Genomic DNA, 19,192 nt, shown 5'->3' with positions numbered 1-19,192 from the left:
ATTAGGTCCGATATCCCGTTCATGTCCACCTTTCAATCTGTCTCTATGATTTCCAATAGTTCACGACAGACGTCATCCCAGCTACGCAGACGGGCTTGCCGGATTTTTGCTTCCAATTGCTCCAGATGCGCCGAATCCACAATCAGACGCTCACAAGCGGCCGCTATACTTTCAATGGATTCAGGATCACAATACTCGACCAAATCGCCGCCAACTTCCGGCAGTGAACTGCAGTTAGAGACAACAGCTGTCTTTCCATAAGAGAGAGCCTCCCCAACCGGCAACCCCCAACCTTCGTAAAGACTTGCCATGATAGTGAATTTGCAATTTCGATAAAGAAAAGCCAACTCTTCATCGCTCGGACTATCCACAATTTCAATCCAGCCGTAGAGATTTCCTGTCGCACTCAAAAGTCCCTCCAGCGACTGGATAAGCCACCCTTTGCGTCCGGCGAAAATCAAGCGGGGCAAATTATAGTTGCCTTTTTCCAGTAACATTTTCCAACAGTGTGCAATTCGCCAGACATTTTTGCGGGCCTCAATAGTACCAGCGCACAGGACATAAGGCACCGTTGCTATATGGCGAACAGTCTCCGAGAGTTCCGCCGTCTCGCAAAGAAAAGGGTAGCTTTCCTTGTTCACTTCCTCTAACAATGGACCAAGTTTCCGTGGCTGAATTTCATTGTCGATACCTTGCTGAACAAGGGGCAGAGTGAGAACATCAAAGTTCAGGTTATAGCTTTTAAAAAAAGCAAGAAGGTCATTTTTTGTGGCATTGCTTATGGACAAATATTTGGTTGTATATCCCGCGCTATTAAGAAGCCAACTGTGGAAAGCAAGCGGCATCATACCCTGAGTCACATTTGGCATTAAAATAGGAATAAGATCATATACTAGCGTATAGCAAGTTATACCTGCCTCCTTTACCCGTTTAAATGTCTTTTCATGCATTGGAAGCCATGAAGCATCAAAATTCACCATAACTTCTCCGGGCTGACAATTTGCAAAAAAGTCATTCTTCGGCGCTTTTTCGAGTTTATTTTTCCTTTTTCGGGGGAATCTTTTTTCAAGCCACATTTCCGGCGTCATATTAAACCGGACGAAGCGGTCTTTCTGAGACAGGAGTGCAAATATATCAAATTTTGTGCGCTGAAAATAATACTTTAGCGTTTCCGATTTATATTTGAAAAGGACGTCAATATTTGTGCGCTCCCTGCCCCCATCAATATCCAGCGCATCGCGAAGCGCCTTTGGATTTGCAAGGTTTGCAACACCAAAATCGACAAGATTCACACAGACATAATTGTTTGTTGCGCGCTCATGAAAGCAAACAAAGACGTCAACATCATTTGTGTAATTCTTTAAACCAATAATGATATTGACCAGAACCCGCTGGATACCTGAAAATCTGTCGATCTTGAAGACATAATTTACCAAGCTGGATATATCAAAATATATTTTTCTTTTTTTCACCAACGGAGCCATTATTACCTCATAATCTGTATGTTGATCACAGACCAACACCGAATTTCATTGGCGTTGCTCAGACACGAATTCCCCAGTCGTCCAGAATTGACTGCAACGTGTTTCCCCAGTTTATCTTGGCCGCCATCCAAGTATTTCATTTGCCAAGCGCTTATCTCCAGCAGCGTGGGATACGTCGATAAGGCGCATTGTGGCCGGGTCATCCTACATCGATGCTCGGGCGGGAAATACCCAGCAACACTTTAAGGATGTCTCCGATACGCGTTGACACGCTGGAAAACAAGGTCATATTAGTCGTAGGTGATAAATCTCGTGAATAATTAAGGGCAATCAACACATACGTCACACAATATCCCTGACGTTACGAAGTCCCGTTTCGCCTTAAGGCGATCGATCCCGGTTTGATGCTCGATATTTCCCACCGAATAGAAGGAAGCACTTGGAACCAAATTCGTCACGGGTACGCCACGGTCCAAGTTGGCGGGCCACCAAGGTACGCGCCGTTTCACGGCCACACCGGTTTATTATTGACGGAATGAAATAACGTTGTTGCCGCGCATGAACGTGAGAGCGTCCTCTGCATCGATGGTTTTCGCGGCGACGTCCCAAGCCTCTACGTCGAATTCAAATTGCTAGTCCCAAGCATGACTAAAACATGTACGCATCGATCCTCGTTCCAGCGGTAAAAAGTCCTTGGCTCGAAAAAGAAATCCAAACATGAGAAGTGACCCGGCATTTGCGCCGCGACGCGACTCTGACTGCAGCGCAACAACCAAGGTGAGACGAAGGGTCAATGAAAGCTTTCCGCCCGCCGATTTCTTCCGAGCCGTCCATAGTTCTTGTTCTTCCGCAGGCCGATCGGTCGTGCTTGTCACGCGCCCGACAGCAGAAGAAACATGTTGCACCTGTTGCGGCTCACGAATCCGTGTGTATCCATACCCATTACGAGCGTCTGTTGGCAAATCCGCCGTGGCATGAGCGCCTGGTGGAGGTTCAGTTCCAAGCTCGCCGCTTCCGATGCGTCAATCCAAGCTGTTCGCGCAATATCTTCACTGAGAGACTACCAAAGACGGTGCTGCCAAAAGGGCGTCGCACGGCCCGCTTATGCAAGCATCATCTCGCAATCGGCCTCGCCGAGGTTTGAGAAACTGGCTCGCTCCTGTCGGAAACGCTAGGCATACCGGTCAGCGGCGACATGATATTACGGATCGTGAGGGTGTCTCTTTGTGCCGATATCGACGTATCCATCCGGCGTAGGCCACACCGCTTATGATTTTGGCTGGTCTGCCATTCAGCACAGCGACGTAGCCGATCGTGTAGACATGCGTCGGGCGGCCCATCAGGCGGCCATCTGTCGGCCGCTGCCAGCGGCAGACCAGTTCCAAGGCAGCAGTTCCGGCAGTCGTGATACGGGAATGTTGGGCATGCGGGCGAGGATGTCCGCCAACCAGGCCTGCGGATCGATATCGTTCATCTTAGCCGTGACGATCAGGGAATACATGAAGGCAGCACGCTCGCCGCCGCGCTGGGAGCCAGCGAATAGCCATGCCTTTCTTCCGAGAGCGATCCCGCGCAGGGCGCGCTCTGCCGCGTTGTTCGACATGCAGAGCCTACCATCGTCGAGGAACCGGGTGAAGGCTTCCCAGCGCCCGTCCTTCTCGAACATGTAGTTGATCGCCTTAGCGACGGGATTGTGCTTCGACATCTGGGAGCGCTGGGCCATGAGCCAGTCGTGCAGGTCCTCTGCGCGCGGGCGAGCATGCTGCTGCCGCGCCGCGAGACGTTCCTCGATGGACATGCCGTTTATGCCGCGCTCGATGTCGAAGAGCGCATCGATGCGGGCTACAGCCTCGAGCGCGACCGGCGATATCTCATGGGCAGGTTTGCCCTTGCGCACGTTGCCGGCGATGTCGGCCAACTCGAAGAACTTGCGCCGCGCATGGCTCCAGCAGAGCGCGCTCTTGATTGGTTCGGGGCTGCGGTCGGCACGATAGAGGTCGTTGTAGCCGCTATAGGCATCGGCCTGCAGTATGCCGCGCCATCCGGCAAGATGCGTGTTGGGATGGGTCTTCTCCCTATCCGGAGAGAAGTAGAAGAGTGCGGCAGGAGGCGCGCCGCCCGCGAAGGGATGATCATCGCGAACGTAGGTCCATAACCGAGCCTGCTTCGTTGCGCCCCTGGCCAGCAGCGGCACGGTGGTATCGTCGCCATGCAGCCGCCCGGCGGCCAGCACATGGGCGCGGATCAGATCATGAATCGGCTGCAGCGCCGTTGCGCAGGCTCCAACCTGGTCGGCCAGCGTAGAGAGGCTGAGATCGACGCCCTCCCTGGCGTAGCGCTCAGCCTGGCGGTTCAATGGCTGGTGCTGGCCGAACTTCTCGAACAGGATCGTCGCGAGCAAGTTCGGTCCCGCCCATCCGCGTGGTGTCGCATGGAAAGGTGCCGGTGACTGGCTGATCTTCTCGCAGTCCCGGCAGGTGAACTTCTCGCGCACCGTTTGGATCACCTTCCACTGGCGCGGGATCGCCTCCAGCGTCTCGGTGATATCCTCGCCCATCTTAACGATCCGGGCCGAGCCACAGCAGTTGCAGGTCGAAGGTGCCTCGATGATCAGCCGTTCGCGCGGCAGGTGCTCGGGAAACGGCTTACGGACTGGTCGGCGGCGTTTAAAGGCTGGAACCTGCACAACCTCCGCCGCCACGCGGTCCGCGGCGATCTCGTCCTCGGTGGCGTCGGCCTCAAGTTCTTCGAGCTGCAATTCCATCTGGTCGATCAGCCGGGCGCGTCGTTCCGAACTCTGACCATATTGCTCGCGACGCAACTTGGCGATCTCGAGCTTGAGGTGCCGGATCATCACCTCGGACGTCGTCACGACGGCTCGCACCTGAGCGAGATCAGCCTCGGCGGAGGCGGCACGCGCCTCCGATGCCGCAAGCGCGGCCCGTAACCTGGCTATCTCCGAAGCAGCGTCGTCCATGGCCGAAAGCTACCATGCCGTTTGTCAAAAGCCCAACAAAAACAGAGGAATGTTCGCGATCAGCCTGCCGTTGCAGGTCGCTGCGTCCAGCGTGGATTACGCCAGTCGATCCCTTCCAGAAGATAGCCGAGTTGAGCCGCCGACACCGGCACGGCGGAGCCATTCTGGCCAACCGGCCAGATGAACTTGCCTGCCTCCAGGCGCTTCAGGTAGAGCGACATGCCGACGCCGTCATGCCACAGGACCTTGATCAGGTCACCTTTGCGACCTCGAAAGCAGAAGACCTCGCCGCCGTGAGGATCGCGGCCAAGCCCCTGTTGCACCTTCAGCGCCAGGCTGTTCATGCCACAACGCATGTCCGTCACACCGCCCGCAATCCACACCTTCACCCCGGGCGGAAAGGCGATCATGACGCGTCCAGAACCGGCAACAGCCGAGCAAGGATAGTTGGATCAAGCGAAGCCGGGATCGTCAGGCGACGACCGTTCGGCAGGCCGATCTCGATCATCCTGTCGTCTTCAGGCAGCCGCGGGGCCATCTCGAAAGATGCCACCGGCGGTGGCGAAATCGAAAGCGGCACGAAGTCCGTTGACGCGGAAACGTTCAGAAGCCCGCTTCGGTATTCTCGACGCCAACGGGTCAACAGTGACCGCGACAAACCATATCGCCGCGCCGTCGCGGACCCCTGCCGAAAGCCTTGCAGGCTCTCCTCGACGATCCGAACCTTCTCTTCGTCCGACCAATCCCGCCGGCGACCAAGATCGTCGGCAGACAAAAGCTCAATGGGGGAAATCACTGTAGCGCATGACATAAGCCATGGACTTAGAGTTAATCACCAAGTCAAGCCAGACGGCCCTCGCCGCAGGCATACATATCGACACCGCGTGTTGTCGGAATTAATGACTGGGCCTGGCGCGAGGGTCAACACAATCGAACGATTATCTTCGATTTGGAGCGCAACCGTGTCCTTGCCCTGCTGCCGAATCGCTCGCATGATAACTGAGGCGATACCCAGGCATCGAGGTGAACGCACCGGCGTCTACGGCGAAGGCGCTCTTCGTTAGCGTTTTTGCGTCAGCAAAAAATGCGTTAGAGCCACTTCTCAGCACAAATCAACAAACAGCCCTCATAATTCAGTCGGGTAGTTTCACTCCAGGCCATCCTGCTCTACATCGACTCTTCGCAAATCCGAAAAAATCGCAACAGACTGAAATCGCTCACATTTTTTCGGGGTCAGTCTCTAAAATACTGAGCAAGTCGCGACACACTTCCTCCCAATTACGCATTTTCGCAGTGGAGATTCTCTTTTCCAACTCCTGGAGGCGCTGAGGATCGTTGATAAGGCGACGACAAGCGGCAGCAATACTCTCAATCGAGGTCGCATCACAATATTCGACATACTCACCACCAACCTCCGGCAGGGAGCTATTATTGGCCACGACTGCCGTTTTTCCATAGGAAAGCGCCTCGCCGACGGGCAATCCCCAGCCCTCGTAAAGACTTGCCATAATCGAAAATTTGCAGTTCCTGTATAGGAACGCCAACTCAGCGTCGCTGGGCGCTTCGACTACCTGAATCCAACCATCAAGATTACCCGAGCCTTTCAGGAAATTTTCGAACGCCTCAATGTGCCAGCCTTTTCTACCAGCGAACACAAGCCGCGGAAGGTCGTAGTTCCCTTCTTGAAGCAAGCGCTGCCAACTCTGAGCGATACGCCATACATTTTTCCGTGCCTCAATTGTTCCGGCACATAAAACATAAGGAACAGTCGTCACATTGCGTACATCGTCAGGAATTTCCGCCACTTCGTGCAGCCACGGATACGCATCTTTGTTAACTTGCGTAGACATAGGCCCCAAGGCCGTGGGAGAGATTTTCTTATCTATCCCCTGCTGCACTAGGGACAAGACCGCGACCTCGCGTTCGAAACCGTATTTGGCCAAAAAATCCTGTAGATCCCTTTTTGTAGCATTACTAATACAGAGATATTTCGAGGTGTAGTCGACACTGTTTGCCAGCCATTTATGAAAGATAAGAGGCATCATCCCGTGGGTCGTCTGCGGTAGCAAAATGGGAATCAGGTCGTAGACAAGCGTATAGCATATTACGCCTTTCTCCTTGGCAGCGGAGAATGTTCTTTCATGTAAAGGCAACCACGAACTATCGAGATTGACCAAGGCATCTCCAGGACGACATATGGCTAGAAAACTCTTTCTTACCGTGTCCCTCCGAGCCTTTCCATCCTTAGGAAAGCGCATTTCCAGCCAACGCTCAGGCGTTATGTTGTATCTGAGAAACGAACTTTTCGAGCCAAGGAATGCCAAGATATCCAGTCTCGTTCGATGGAAGTAATATTTCGCAGCGTTCGATTTATATTTTGAAATTATACCTACATCTGCCGTACCTTTCGATTTTCCGACATTCAAAGCACCTCGAAGCGTCCGGGGATCATCGAAATTAGCTAAGTCAAAATCGTCAAAAGAAACGCACACATATTTTTTCCCCACACCTTCGTGGAAACATAAATAAAACTCTGCGTCCGACGTCGCATTCTCAAGTTTCGTTATTATGTTTACGAGAACTCGCTGAATTCCGGAGTACCGATCTATTTTCGAAACATACTCCACAAGGCTGGATATATCGAAAAACACGCGCTTTTTTTTATGTTCACTAGACATAGTGTCCCCAACTTCATATTGGACTCAAAGTAAAGTCGCGCATATAGAAAAATAAATTCTTTTTCGCTTGGTGCTTTCTATGGAGGAAATTTAAGGCTCCTTTCAGGCAAGCAACAAGGACAAGAAAAACTTCCCAGAAATCTTTACAGACTGCAGAGCATAAAAGGCAACGCGCAAACTTGAAACCTCAATGAGACTAATCGGTGACTGTAACGCAGCAGTGATTCTTTTTTCGATATAACGCTGCCGATACAAGATCCACATATATTTGAAGCGTAAATCAATCCAATCGATCTCGTGACCGGCCTGAATTTATTCGCGCGCTCGCCAATAATCCAAAACCGAACGTAACGTTGTTTCCCAGGGGATTTGCGGCGACCATTGGAGAAGATGACCAGCTTTGGCCGAACTCCCTGCCACATAGCTCACTTCACTCGCTCGCATTCGAGCGGGATCTTCTAAGACTTGAATCTTGACTTGGGACATTGCAAGCAGACTGTCTAGAATATCTCCAATTCGGCGCGCAGTTCCAGAGGATAGATTTATGATCACGCCGTCCTTAAATCTCTCAGGAGGCAGAAGGGCCGCCGCCACATAAGCCGAGACTATATCTCTGACGTCTGTAAAATCACGCTGCGCTTCAAGATTCCCAACCTTGATGATCGGTGGTTGCAAACCTTTTTCAATCCGTGCAATCTGCGCCGCGAAACCGGAGACTACGAAGTTTTCCGCCTGCCCCGGCCCGGTATGGTTAAATGGTCGAAATCGAACAGCATTCAGCCCACTTTTCGACATCTGGCCAATGAAGAGATCTGCCGCCGCTTTTGACGTTGCATAGACATTTGTCGGAGCAAGTAACGTTTCCTCGTCCAAAGGCATTGTCGCACCGATAAAGCTGCTCCCATAAACCTCGGACGACCCGATATTTAGGAACAGGGCTTCAGGACAAAATTTGCGAACACTACATGCCAGCGCAATCGTTCCGTTAAGATTGACGGCAAATGTCTGCTTCGGAGAAGCAGAGGCTTCCAATACATGAGAGACCGCAGCCAAATGTATAACCACGGTCGGTCGCCAGGTCTCTATAACCTGTGAGACAGCCTCTTCGTCTTCAATGTTCAACGCAATTGAGACCTCAGTTCCTTGTGACTGAGCGGCAATGTCATTTCCACCTCCCTTGAAGGTGGAAATTATCTGAGCAGCCGGCGGGAGGACTTTTTGTAATTCCTCCCGCAGCCAACGTCCAACAAATCCATTCGCGCCCGTTATCAAGATACGGGGATTAGAGACAGAATTTTGCTGCGCCATATTCACTTCGAAAGCCGACTGATATCCGCATCAACCATTTCACAAATCATTTCTTCAAGCGTGATTGTGGCTTCCCAACCAAGCTTCTCTTTTGCTTTCTTGGGGTTACCAAGAAGTACGTCAACCTCGGCCGGGCGGAACAGCTCCGGATCGATCACGAGATAATCGTCAACATTCAGCCCAACGTGCCCGAAAGCGATCTTGCACATATCTCGAACGGTAACCGTGCGCCCTGTTGCAACGACATAGTCATCCGGGATTTCCTGCTGCAACATCAGCCACATTGCACGGACATAGTCCTTGGAGTGACCCCAGTCACGCTTCGCATCAATGTTGCCGAGGCGTAGCTCGTCGCGAAGCCCCAACTTAATTCTGGCCACACCGTCTGTAACCTTGCGGGTTACAAATTCGATCCCACGCAGCGGCGATTCATGATTGAACAGAATACCACTGGAGGCGTGCAAACCGAAACTCTCACGGTAGTTTACCGTCATCCAGTGCGCATAAAGTTTCGCAACAGCATAAGGGGAACGCGGATAAAACGGCGTCGTCTCGTTCTGCATCGCCTCCTGAATGAGGCCATACATCTCAGAAGAGGAAGCCTGATAAAAGCGCGCACCCGGCGCCTCAAGTCTCGTCGCCTCCAACATGTTTGCGCAACCGATGCCGGTCACCTGCCCCGTCAGCAGCGGCTGGTTCCAGGAAGACTTTACAAATGATTGCGCACCCAGATTGTATATTTCGTCGGGCTGCACTTCACGCATAATCCGAATTATGCTGGAGAGATCTGTAAGATTTCCATCAATAAAACGAACATGCCTGTCGATATTCAGCCACTTCAGCCTAGTATCATTGACATCTGCGGTACTGGAGCGGCGCACCAAGCCGTATACTTCATAACCCTTCTCCAGCAAAAACTGCGAAAGATAGGCTCCATCCTGGCCAGTTAATCCGGTTACCAACGCCTTTTTCATATTCCACCTGTAATCTAATCAACCCAGATCTTCTGGTCATCCTGCGTTACATGCCAGCACGAATTCCAAAAAATGCGCAGGCAGCAACCCCTTCTATGATATTTGTCGGTATTTACCGAGTCCTTTTCTCTAAACGCACAGATATCCGTTACCCACGTGACCTCCGAAACGCTTCAAGTGGCTAAAAGCGTATTTTTCACCCCTAAAAGCATTTCAGATGCGACATTGCGCCATGTCCGCATCGAGGGTTTCCGTTCAGCGATCTCAAGACGCAGGGCTTCATAAGCTGCGTGATTCCCCAACAACTCACCCAAAACATCTGCCAACTCATCTGGCTTTTCCGGGTCGAAATAGCGCGCTAGGTCGCCCCCTGCCTCTCTCAGCGCCGGAACGTCCGCCGCCAATGCAGGTGTTCCGCACCACAATGCCTCGCTTATGGGCAAACCCCATCCTTCCATCCGACTGGGGAGAACAAGCGCAAATGCACGTTTACGTCTCGCACCAGCCAACACGAGATTAGGGACATCCATTCCCCGCTCGTGAAGGGACATCATGGCCTCAACTACGCATTCCAGATTTTTCCTGCCATTGTAGATTCCCACGCATAAGATGTAACGTCCGGACGGCCCGCGCTTCTCTATCGGCTCGGCGGTCGGGCGCAACTCATTACAAAGCGGCACGGCAATGACCTTTGACACAGGCGGCAATACACCTTTCTCCGAAAAATGCAGAACCTCACGGGCTGTGAATTCCGAATTCGTGAGAATGAGTGACGATGCTTTAATCGCCACCTGATTGTCGTGCAGAAAATTCTTCGGGAAAGAGAATTGATTCCTGTGCGTGAAATCATGCAACGGGATCATGTCGTGCAGAAGTGGGACAAAGATCACGTTTGTTCCACGCGCTTCAAGGGCCGCCAGATAGTCGGACATAATCTTCGGCCTGCCCAGGGAGATCAGCACATGACCCGAGAGATCGACTTCCTTCGCCGAGCCATCCGGGACCGTAGCCCATCGCCGCCGATTTCTGAAATCGACGACCTTTCGAATTGCCCAATAAACGGAAGATTTGACGGGGTTATTGTTAAAGAGGCTTTGGCGCAGCCGAAGTGGGGTAGCCGAAGGAGGAAGATTGTGGTCCAGCACGCCAGTCGGCGATGCGTCTCCAACCCTCGGAAAAACTTCAAAAAACCGACCATGATACGGAGAATATATGACGTATCGGACTCTGGCATCCAATTTTGTCAGTTCGTAAGCGACCTCCATCACAGTTCTGGAGATACCATAATATTTAAACTTTACGCCTGAATTTAAAAAAAGTTCGGAAAGATCGAAAAAAACTTCAGTCATCTTACAGACATATCCTCATGCCCCACCAAGTGGCAGTTGACGCCGATGCAGCGTTACTAAATCACCCACATCGGGGACACGCCCCGCTTAAAACCCTTAACTTTCGGCACGGGCGGAGAGATGTGGGCGGCTTATACAGGCGGTTCTGACCCCTTGTCAAATGCGCTCATCACCCGTGAAAACTTCGGGAGTCATCAGTTCATCAAGCAAAATTGGGTTGTTTCTATTCGCTGTGGAAAGCTCTATCCGGCATTTGAAGCGTTACCTCACGTTCGATATCACGAAAGTTAAGGGGCGATAGAAAGTTGAGAGGTTTCATTTTGAACACATACACTCGAAAGATCACACCGGTTCTTCTTGCCGGCGGTGCCGGTTCGCGGCTTTGGCCGGTATCGCGCGATCAGTTGCCCAAGCAGTTCCAGCCGCTGGTCGGCAATCTTTCGACCTATCAGCAGACGCTGCAGCGGGTGGGAGACAAGGGGCTTTATGCCGAGCCGCTGGTGATCACCAATGAGGATTTCCGTTTCTTCGCCCGCCGTCAGGCCGAAGAGATCGATCTGCCGGCAACCGTGGTGCTGGAGCCCGCCCGCCGCGACAGCGCCGCCGCCATGGCCGCCGCCGCCGTGCTGGCCGAGCGCCGCGAGCCCGGATGCCTGGTGCTGGCGCTTGCCGCCGATCATGTGGTGCTCGATGCCGACAAGTTCTCCGACGCCGTGAAACTCGGCGCAAAAGCCGCCGATCAGGGCAATATCGTCGTCTTCGGCCTGGTGCCGACCGAACCGCGCACCTCCTACGGTTATATCAAGCCGGGCGAGGCGATCGATGGCGAAAAAGACCTCAGCATCGTCGACGCCTTCGTGGAAAAGCCGGATATGAAGACGGCGATCTCCTATCTGGAAAAGGGTTATCTCTGGAATTCCGGCAACTTCCTGTTCCGCTCCGATGTGATGATCGCCGAACTGAAGGCCTTCGCCCCGGAAATCCTGGCGGCGGTGACGCAGGCGGTCGAGCAATATGAAAGCGACCTCGGCTTCGTGCGCCTGCATCAGGCAAGCTTCGAGGCCTCGCCGAAAAATTCCATCGACTATGCCGTGATCGAGAAGACCAAACGCATGGCGGTGGTGCATGGCCATTTCCGCTGGTCGGATATCGGCAGCTGGGATGCGATCTGGGAGATCGCCGACAAGCGCGGCAACGACAATGCGCTGGAAGGCAACGGCGTCTTCATCGATTCTGAAGGCTGCCTCATCCATTCGACGCAATTGCTGACGACGGTGGTTGGCGCCAAAGACATGGTGGTGGTGGCCACCAAAGATGCGGTTCTGGTGGTGCCGAAAAACCGGGTGCAGGATGTGAAGGGTCTGGTGGAGACGCTGAAGGACGGCGAACACGCACCGCAGACGCAAAGCCACAAGCGCGTCTATCGCCCCTGGGGTTATATCGAACACATGTATGTGGACGAGCGTTACCGGGTTGGCCACATCACCGTCGATCCCGGCCACCGCATCTCGTTCCAGAAACATTATCACCGCTCGGAACACTGGATCGTCGTCAAGGGCACGGCGACGGTGACGATCGGCGAGGAGACGAAGTTGCTGACGGAGAACCAGTCGGTCTATATCCCGATCGGCCAGCCGCACCGGCTTGCCAATGAGGGGCAGATCCCGCTCGAACTGGTCGAAATCCAGACCGGAGCCTATATCGGCGAGGACGATGTCATCCGCATCGAGGACGATTATAAAAGACGGTAACGGTGCATCTCGAATGTTCGACCGGGTCGGCGGGATGTTGACACTCGCCGGCCACCGCACTATTTGGTTCGCTTGAACAACGAGTCTGAGGACTTTTCCAGCGCCGAGAGAAATTATTAAGCCAGTTGATACGGGATTACGAAACGAAGTAGAATGCGGCTTACCTATTCGAAACAGATAGTGGACTGGTTTCCTGGTCAAAAATGATCGAAATGGACAGCCATCAATTTCTCAAATCGTAGTGGTATCAGCTAACTAAGGATATCTCCGTGATCGGATCTTTTTTGTCTGAAAACGACAAGACGTTGCTGGTGCGACTTTTCAAAGAAAATTTCAGAAAGCATGTTGGCTGGTATTCTGCGGCAATTGCCGCGATGCTCGTCGTCGCCGGCACGACATCTCTCAGCGCATGGATCATGCGCGATATCGTCAACAGCGTTTATCTGAAGCAGGGCTTTGACGTCGTTCTCGAGATTGCCTTTGCAGTCGCGACTATCTTCATCGTCAAAGGCCTCGCAACCTTCGTGCAGAGCTATTATCTCAGCAAAGCTGGTAATAGCATCGTAGCGGAGCAACAACGCAAGATCTACGATCGGCTCCTGAAACAGGGCGTTTCCTTCTTTCAGAATCTGCCTTCCTCGGAACTGCTGGTTCGCGTTACTTACAATGCACAGGCGGCACGCAGCGTCATCGATACGATTGTCACATCGTTCGTACGTGACTTGTTTTCGCTTATCGGCCTGATTATCGTGATGTTCGCCCAGAATTTCCTCCTGAGTGCGATCTCCATGATTATCGGTCCTCTTGCCATCTTCAGCGTTCGGCTTGTTTTGCGCCGCGTACGCAAGATCATGGAGGCGGAGCTTGCTTCGCTCGGTGAGATTGTCAATGTCGTACAGGAAACCAGCATAGGTGTACGTGTCATCAAGGCATTCTCCCTTGAGAAGCTTATGCGTCAGCGCATGAACAAGGCGGTTTCCGACGTAGAGCAACGTGCCAATGGCATTGCCAAACTGGAGGCCGCAACCAGCCCCATCATGGAGACGCTATCAGGCCTCGCAATTGCTGTCGTTATTGCCGTGTCCGGCTATACCGTTCTCGAAAAAGGCGGCTCACCGGGCGATTTGATGGCTTTTATTACCGCCCTGTTGCTCGCTTATGAACCGGCGAAACGCCTCGCCCGCATGCGGGTACAGATCGAAGGCGGCATGATTGGCGTGCGGATGATGTTTGAGGTGCTGGACGCGCCGCTGACGCTTGCCGAGAAAAAAGACGCCGAGCCTCTGCCCAAAGCGACAGGCGATGTCGAACTAAAAAATGTGAGCTTTGAATATGTTGCAGGCCAGCCCGTTCTGAAAGATGTCAGCCTGCTCTTCGAAGGTGGCAAGATGACCGCACTGGTCGGCCCATCCGGCAGCGGCAAATCCACCATCATCAATCTCATGATGCGCCTTTACGATCCGCAAACCGGCTCAGTAGAAATCAACGGTATGGATTTGCGCGACGTTTCTTTTTCGAGCTTGCGCGAGCACGTTTCTTATGTCGGGCAGGAAACATTCCTGTTTTCGGGATCCATAAGGCACAATATTTCCGTTGGCCGCGACAATGCCACCGAAGAAGAGATAATAGCGGCCGCCAAGGCAGCCAATGCGCATGATTTCATCATGAGCATGCCGGAAGGCTATGACAGCAGGCTCGGTGAAAATGGCTCTGGATTGTCCGGGGGGCAGCGGCAGCGTGTTGCGATTGCCCGCGCCATGCTCAGAGACGCGGATATTTTGATCCTCGATGAAGCAACCAGCGCATTGGATTCGGAATCCGAAGCTCTCGTTCGCGATGCACTTGAACGATTGACGCTCAACAAGACATCAATCGTCATTGCTCACCGTCTCTCCACTATCAATCGTGCCGACAAGATTGTCGTTATGGATAATGGTGAAGTCGCCGAGCAGGGCAGCAGACGTGAGCTTCTTGCGAATGATGGCCTTTATAAACGGCTTCACAGCATCCAATTTGATGCCGATGTAGCTTAGTGGGAAAGATTCGACACACGAAAGGCGCGACTTTGATCTGCGCCGAGTGCGTCAGTTATGACAAACCGCTTGCTTGCAGCATATTAATACTGACTGTCTCGCTGCCCTGAAAATGAGGGTGGCGAATGTAGCACGCCCACCGGCTGGGCGTGCTGAGTTCACCCACTGACCGCCAGCACGGCCTCCGCCTCATATATGGCGCAGACGATGTGATAAAACGTGCTTGCCGGTGCCGGCTCGTCGAGCATCGGCCTGTCGGCCGGCCACTTGTCGAACCACAGGCCCTTGACCGGCGTGTCGAGGAAAGGCTGCAGCGCGCCGATGGCGCTGAGGCTGGAGGCGAGGTAACGCTGACGCTCCTCGCCGGTCGTGACGCTCGCAAGCCGCACCGAAGCCTTCAGCCATTCCGTCTGCGGCCATAACCGCGCCAGCCCGTCATGCACCGAAAAATCGTCGTAGAGGCTCATCACCGCCACCTTGCGGCGCGGGCAGATGCCGTAGGCCTCGCCGATCTCGAACAGCCGTTTTGCCTTGCCGATCGCTTCATCGTTTCCACGCAGGCTGCCCCAGCGCACCAGAAGCCAGGCCCATTCGAACTGGTGGCCGGGTTCCATGATCCGGCCCCTGTCGCTGTCATGCGGTGTCCAGTCATGGGCGAAGAATTCGCGCAAGCCGCCATTGCCGCCATCGATGAAGCGGTTAAGCGCAAGATCGGCGATCTCGTCGGCCAGCGCCGACCACGGGCCGTCCGGGTCCTGCACCTCCCAGGCCAGCATCGCCTCGAAGAGATGCATGTGCGGATTGGAGCAGAGCGGCGTGCGCGGCGGGTTTGCTTCCTCGAAGCCGGCGACCGGATGTCTGTAGTCGCGTTCGAGGATGGCAAGGATATCGAGCGCCCGGCCGCGCATCTCGTCCCGGCGCTCGGGAAGGCTCTCGGCCGCCTGTGCGGCGGCAAACAGCGCAAAGGCCTGATTGTAGAGATCGAAGGAGGGATCGATCAGCCGGCCGGTCTGGTCGGCAAGGTTGCCGTAAAGGCCGTTTTCAAGGCGATAGACCTTCTCGAACCAGGAAAGCCCGTGCAGGAGCGCGTCTTTCCACGGCCCCTGCCAGCCGTGCTGGCCGGCGGCGGCGAAACAATAGGCCTGGCGCGGCTGCACGCGGGCGCGGCGGTCATCGGAAAAAACCGGTTTGGCATCCTGGCCGAGACGTTCGTAAAAGCCGCCATCCGGCCGGGCCGAACCCGCCTCCCACCACAGGGGCAGGGCGTCCTCATCCAGCCATTTGCGTAATCTTCCGATCTCTTCGGCAAGCGTCTGCGCGATGCTCGGAAATTGCAATATCATGCGTCAACTCTCTGTTCTACGTCGTGGTAGGGACGAATACGCTAAGGAAACCCAGAAGCAAACGCTTGAATTTATGTTTTGTGACGCTGTCAACCACAAACACTATCATTTGCTCTCTCATAAAGCCCGCGATGCGAGGCAGTGTACTGGCCCTGCAATGCCCCTCGCCGCACGTCCTTAAAGTCGGCAATGTGGTCAAACCCGGCATTGATGGCCTTGGCAGTGAGCGCCAAATCGTGACAACATTTTGGCGTTCGAGAACAACGGAGATCATGGACGCAATGGCGGCAATCGAAAAACTGGCGGAAAGCTTCACTATAGCGAGCCGCGAGGGGGCAAAGATTTCTCTGGCGGCGGTGCAGGTGGAGGGCCTTATTCCTGCTACGCTTGGAGAGGCTATGGCGGTCCAGCGGGCTTTTGCTGAAAGCCGGGCAGAACCGGTTGCTGGCTGGAAACTGGCGATTCGCGCGGATGGCGAGGCCATTGGGGCGCCCATGTTCGATTGTGTGCGGGTCGATGAAATCAATGCCGCTTCTTTTCCCCGTGACGGCACCGAAGGCATCGAGGTCGAGATCTGCTTTACGCTTTCGGCGGATATTCCTGCGACGACGGCGGGGCCACTGACGAGGGCCGACCTGATAGGATTTATCGACAAGGTTCACCTTGGCGCTGAACTTCTCCGCTACAGGTTGGTGGAGAAAAATCAGGTGCCGTTTCCGCTTTTTCTCGCGGATCGCCTCGCCAACCACGGCTTCATCATCGGCCCGGAAGTCGATAAGCACATCGTGGACATCTTTGCCGGAAATGGCGAGAATCTGCCGCAGCTCACCGTTACCGAGGGGTCGGTTTCGCTGTTCGATGCCGGGGTAAAACATCCGAATGGCGATCCGCTCGCGCCGCTGGTTGCCTTTGCCAATGCGGCATTCAACACAGGCGAAATGCTCAAGGCGGGCAATGTCGTGACGACGGGCAGCCTTTGCGGCGCGATACCAAGCACACTTGCCGGCGAGACGCACATAGCGCTGAAATCGGTTGGCGCCTTCACGCTGTCCGGTCCGAGACCATAGGCGTCCGGTCAGCCGGACGTTCTTTTTTTCAGCCTCCTGCCGTCTTCATCCTCACCGTGACTTTCGATGCCATCGAAAGGTCATTTCACTCGCCCGTGCTCGCCGAGAAAATCGAGCACGGCCCGGATGCGCGCGGGAAGCGGCCCGCGCTGGCCGACATAAACGGCATGAAACATCTCCGTCTCACCCGTATCGAGGTGATCGAGCACGGAGACAAGCCGGCCGGCGGCGATATCCTCCCGCACGGTGAAGGCAGCAAGGCGGACCAGCCCGACACCGGTAAGGGCAAGACGGCGAAGGCCCTCGCCATCGCTGACCTGCACGCGCCCCGTCGCCGGGATAACGACGGTCTTTCCGGCGTCCCGCAACGGCCACCCGTCGACTGACCGCGCGTAACCGAATCCGAGCCGGTTGTGATCTTCCAGATCGGCGATGGTTTGCGGCACGCCGCAACGCTCCAGATAAGCCGGGGCGGCGGCGATGACCATCCCTGTCTCACCGAGTTTCCGGGCAACGAGAGTTGAGCTTTTGAGCGGCCCGGCGCGCACCGCGACATCCATGCGTTCCGCAAGAAGGTCAACCACCATATCCGTTTGGACGATATCGAGCGTGATGCCCGGATGGAGCGCCAGAAACCGTGGCAGGATGGGCGCAAGAATATGCGTTGCATAGGACGCGCTGGTGTTGATCCGCACGCGGCCGACAGGCTGTTCCCCCTCACCGGCGGCGCGTTCGGCCTCTTCGAGATCGGCGAGGATACGGGTGGCCCTTTCATAAAAGGCGCAGCCCTCCGGCGTTATCTGAAGCTGCCGGGTGGAACGGTTGAGCAGGCGTGCGCCCAAGCGGCTTTCCAGCCGTGCGATCAGCTTGCTCACCGCCGAAGGCGTCATGTTTGCCGCCGCGGCCGCGCGGGAAAAACCGCCGAGTTCGACGACCCGCACAAAGATTTCCATCTCCCCTGCCCGGTTGATCTCCAGTCGCGCCATGATGACTTCATCTCACAAGTGAAAGTATTTTCGGCATTCTATTTCATTGAAGAGCGAGCGTCTATCTTCAGACAGCGATTGAAACGCATCGCAATCTTCATCTGCCAGATCATGACGGGATGGACCGAGCGCGGCGCTGCCAGAGCCCCGCCCGCGACCATTTCGAAGCAACAAAGGAACGCCCCATGGAATATCGTCATCTCGGCCAATCCGGCCTGAAAGTGCCGGTCTTGAGTTTCGGCACCGGAACCTTCGGCGGCTCCGGCCCGCTCTTCAGCAACTGGGGCAATTCAGACGCCACGGAAGCCCGGCGCCTGATCGATATTTGTCTGGAAGCAGGCGTCAACCTGTTCGATACCGCCGATGTCTATTCCAATGGCGCATCGGAGGAAGTGCTCGGGGAAGCCGTCAAGGGAAGGCGCGACAGCGTTCTGATCTCAACCAAGACCAGCCTGCCGATGGGCGACGCGCCGAACGAGGCGGGCTCGTCGCGCTTCCGGCTGCTGCGCGCGGTGGATGACGCCCTGCGCCGTCTAAAGACCGACTATATCGACATCCTTCAGCTTCATGCCTTCGATGCCTTCACGCCGGTTGATGAAGTGCTGTCGACGCTCGATGCGCTCGTCCGCTCCGGCAAGGTGCGATATACCGGCATCTCGAATTTTTCAGGCTGGCAGATCATGAAATCGCTTGCCGTCGCGGATCGATATGGCTGGCCGCGTTATGTGGCCAACCAGGTCTATTACTCTCTGATCGGCCGGGATTACGAGTGGGATCTGATGCCGCTCGGCGCGGATCAGGGTCTTGGCGCAATGGTCTGGAGCCCGCTTGGCTGGGGGCGGTTGACCGGAAAAATCCGTCGCGGCGCGCCGCTGCCCGAAGGTAGCCGCCTGCATGAGACCGCCAGCTTCGGCCCGCCGGTTAATGATGAACATCTCTACCGCGTCATCGATGCGCTCGACGCTGTCGCGGAAGAAACCGGCAGGGCGGTGCCGCAGGTCGCCCTCAACTGGCTGCTCAGACGCCCCACTGTTTCCACGGTGATCATCGGCGCGCGCAATGAGGAACAGCTTCGCCAGAACCTCGATGCCGTGGGATGGGAACTGACGTCCGCACAGGTAGCGAAGCTGGACGAGGCCAGCGAGACGACTGCTCCCTATCCGCATTTCCCGTATCAGCGCCAGGAGGGCTTTGCCCGGCTTAATCACCGGCCGTAACACGTCGGACCATGCCGTTCTAAGG

Annotated in this window: 14 protein-coding genes; 4 read left to right on the top strand and 10 right to left on the bottom strand. The window is 54.9% G+C overall.

Annotated features, from left to right (window positions below):
• Nucleotides 1-32: 32 nt before the first annotated feature.
• From CFBP4996_RS24295 to CFBP4996_RS24260, 8 genes are all read right to left on the bottom strand, one after another.
• Nucleotides 33-1,484, bottom strand: coding sequence for a glycosyltransferase family 4 protein (locus CFBP4996_RS24295; protein WP_080853498.1), 1,452 nt, complete (start codon nt 1,482-1,484; stop codon nt 33-35).
• Between the two features lie 1,339 nt (nt 1,485-2,823).
• Nucleotides 2,824-4,461 (bottom strand): IS66 family transposase, encoded by a 1,638-nt coding sequence (gene tnpC / locus CFBP4996_RS24290; RefSeq protein WP_080853499.1) that lies wholly within the window; start codon nt 4,459-4,461, stop codon nt 2,824-2,826.
• A 59-nt stretch (nt 4,462-4,520) separates the two neighbouring features.
• Entirely contained in the window at nt 4,521-4,871 is a 351-nt protein-coding gene (gene tnpB / locus CFBP4996_RS24285) for an IS66 family insertion sequence element accessory protein TnpB (RefSeq protein WP_080853500.1), read from the bottom strand.
• Nucleotides 4,868-5,236, bottom strand: coding sequence for an IS66-like element accessory protein TnpA (gene tnpA / locus CFBP4996_RS24280; protein ID WP_279511360.1), 369 nt, complete (start codon nt 5,234-5,236; stop codon nt 4,868-4,870). Before tnpA ends, tnpB begins: the two co-directional genes overlap by 4 nt.
• Nucleotides 5,237-5,678: 442 nt before the next feature.
• Nucleotides 5,679-7,139 carry a glycosyltransferase family 4 protein gene (locus tag CFBP4996_RS24275; protein WP_080853502.1) on the bottom strand — a complete coding sequence of 487 codons (1,461 nt, stop codon included), beginning with the start codon at nt 7,137-7,139 and terminating at the stop codon, nt 5,679-5,681.
• Between the two features lie 312 nt (nt 7,140-7,451).
• Entirely contained in the window at nt 7,452-8,447 is a 996-nt protein-coding gene (locus tag CFBP4996_RS24270; protein ID WP_080853503.1) for a GDP-mannose 4,6-dehydratase, read from the bottom strand.
• 2 nt (nt 8,448-8,449) lie between these two features.
• On the bottom strand, nt 8,450-9,421 hold the full coding sequence (gene gmd / locus CFBP4996_RS24265) for a GDP-mannose 4,6-dehydratase (protein ID WP_020811463.1): 972 nt from the start codon (nt 9,419-9,421) through the stop codon (nt 8,450-8,452).
• A gap of 173 nt (nt 9,422-9,594) precedes the next feature.
• Nucleotides 9,595-10,770 carry a glycosyltransferase gene (locus CFBP4996_RS24260; RefSeq protein ID WP_080853504.1) on the bottom strand — a complete coding sequence of 392 codons (1,176 nt, stop codon included), beginning with the start codon at nt 10,768-10,770 and terminating at the stop codon, nt 9,595-9,597.
• Between the two features lie 320 nt (nt 10,771-11,090).
• On the opposite strand from CFBP4996_RS24260, the gene CFBP4996_RS24255 reads away from it, so the two are divergent.
• Together CFBP4996_RS24255 and CFBP4996_RS24250 are read left to right on the top strand one after the other, a co-directional pair.
• Nucleotides 11,091-12,521: a mannose-1-phosphate guanylyltransferase/mannose-6-phosphate isomerase gene (locus CFBP4996_RS24255; protein ID WP_080853505.1), complete on the top strand. Its 1,431-nt coding sequence runs from the start codon at nt 11,091-11,093 to the stop codon at nt 12,519-12,521.
• 269 nt (nt 12,522-12,790) lie between these two features.
• Nucleotides 12,791-14,554, top strand: coding sequence for an ABC transporter ATP-binding protein (locus CFBP4996_RS24250; RefSeq protein WP_080853506.1), 1,764 nt, complete (start codon nt 12,791-12,793; stop codon nt 14,552-14,554).
• Between the two features lie 158 nt (nt 14,555-14,712).
• On the opposite strand, the gene CFBP4996_RS24245 is transcribed toward CFBP4996_RS24250, so the two are convergent.
• A complete protein-coding gene (locus CFBP4996_RS24245) occupies nt 14,713-15,897 on the bottom strand; it encodes an AGE family epimerase/isomerase (RefSeq protein WP_080853507.1) in 1,185 nt (394 codons plus the stop codon).
• Nucleotides 15,898-16,178: 281 nt separating this feature from the next.
• On the opposite strand from CFBP4996_RS24245, the gene CFBP4996_RS24240 reads away from it, so the two are divergent.
• The gene (locus CFBP4996_RS24240; RefSeq protein WP_080853508.1) at nt 16,179-16,964 is read left to right on the top strand and encodes a 2-keto-4-pentenoate hydratase; all 786 of its coding nucleotides are present in this window, start codon (nt 16,179-16,181) and stop codon (nt 16,962-16,964) included.
• A gap of 80 nt (nt 16,965-17,044) precedes the next feature.
• Here CFBP4996_RS24240 and CFBP4996_RS24235 read toward each other — a convergent pair whose 3' ends face one another.
• Nucleotides 17,045-17,950 (bottom strand): LysR family transcriptional regulator, encoded by a 906-nt coding sequence (locus CFBP4996_RS24235; protein ID WP_080853509.1) that lies wholly within the window; start codon nt 17,948-17,950, stop codon nt 17,045-17,047.
• Between the two features lie 185 nt (nt 17,951-18,135).
• Here CFBP4996_RS24235 and CFBP4996_RS24230 point away from each other — a divergent pair, with 185 nt between their 5' ends.
• Nucleotides 18,136-19,167 carry an aldo/keto reductase gene (locus tag CFBP4996_RS24230; RefSeq protein WP_080854787.1) on the top strand — a complete coding sequence of 344 codons (1,032 nt, stop codon included), beginning with the start codon at nt 18,136-18,138 and terminating at the stop codon, nt 19,165-19,167.
• The last annotated feature ends 25 nt before the right edge of the window (nt 19,168-19,192 follow it).

The sequence above is a fragment of the Agrobacterium leguminum genome (assembly GCF_005144435.2).
Lineage (GTDB): Bacteria > Pseudomonadota > Alphaproteobacteria > Rhizobiales > Rhizobiaceae > Agrobacterium > Agrobacterium leguminum.
Note: the sequence above shows the minus strand (reverse complement) of the source record. Positions and strands in the feature narration are given on the sequence as shown.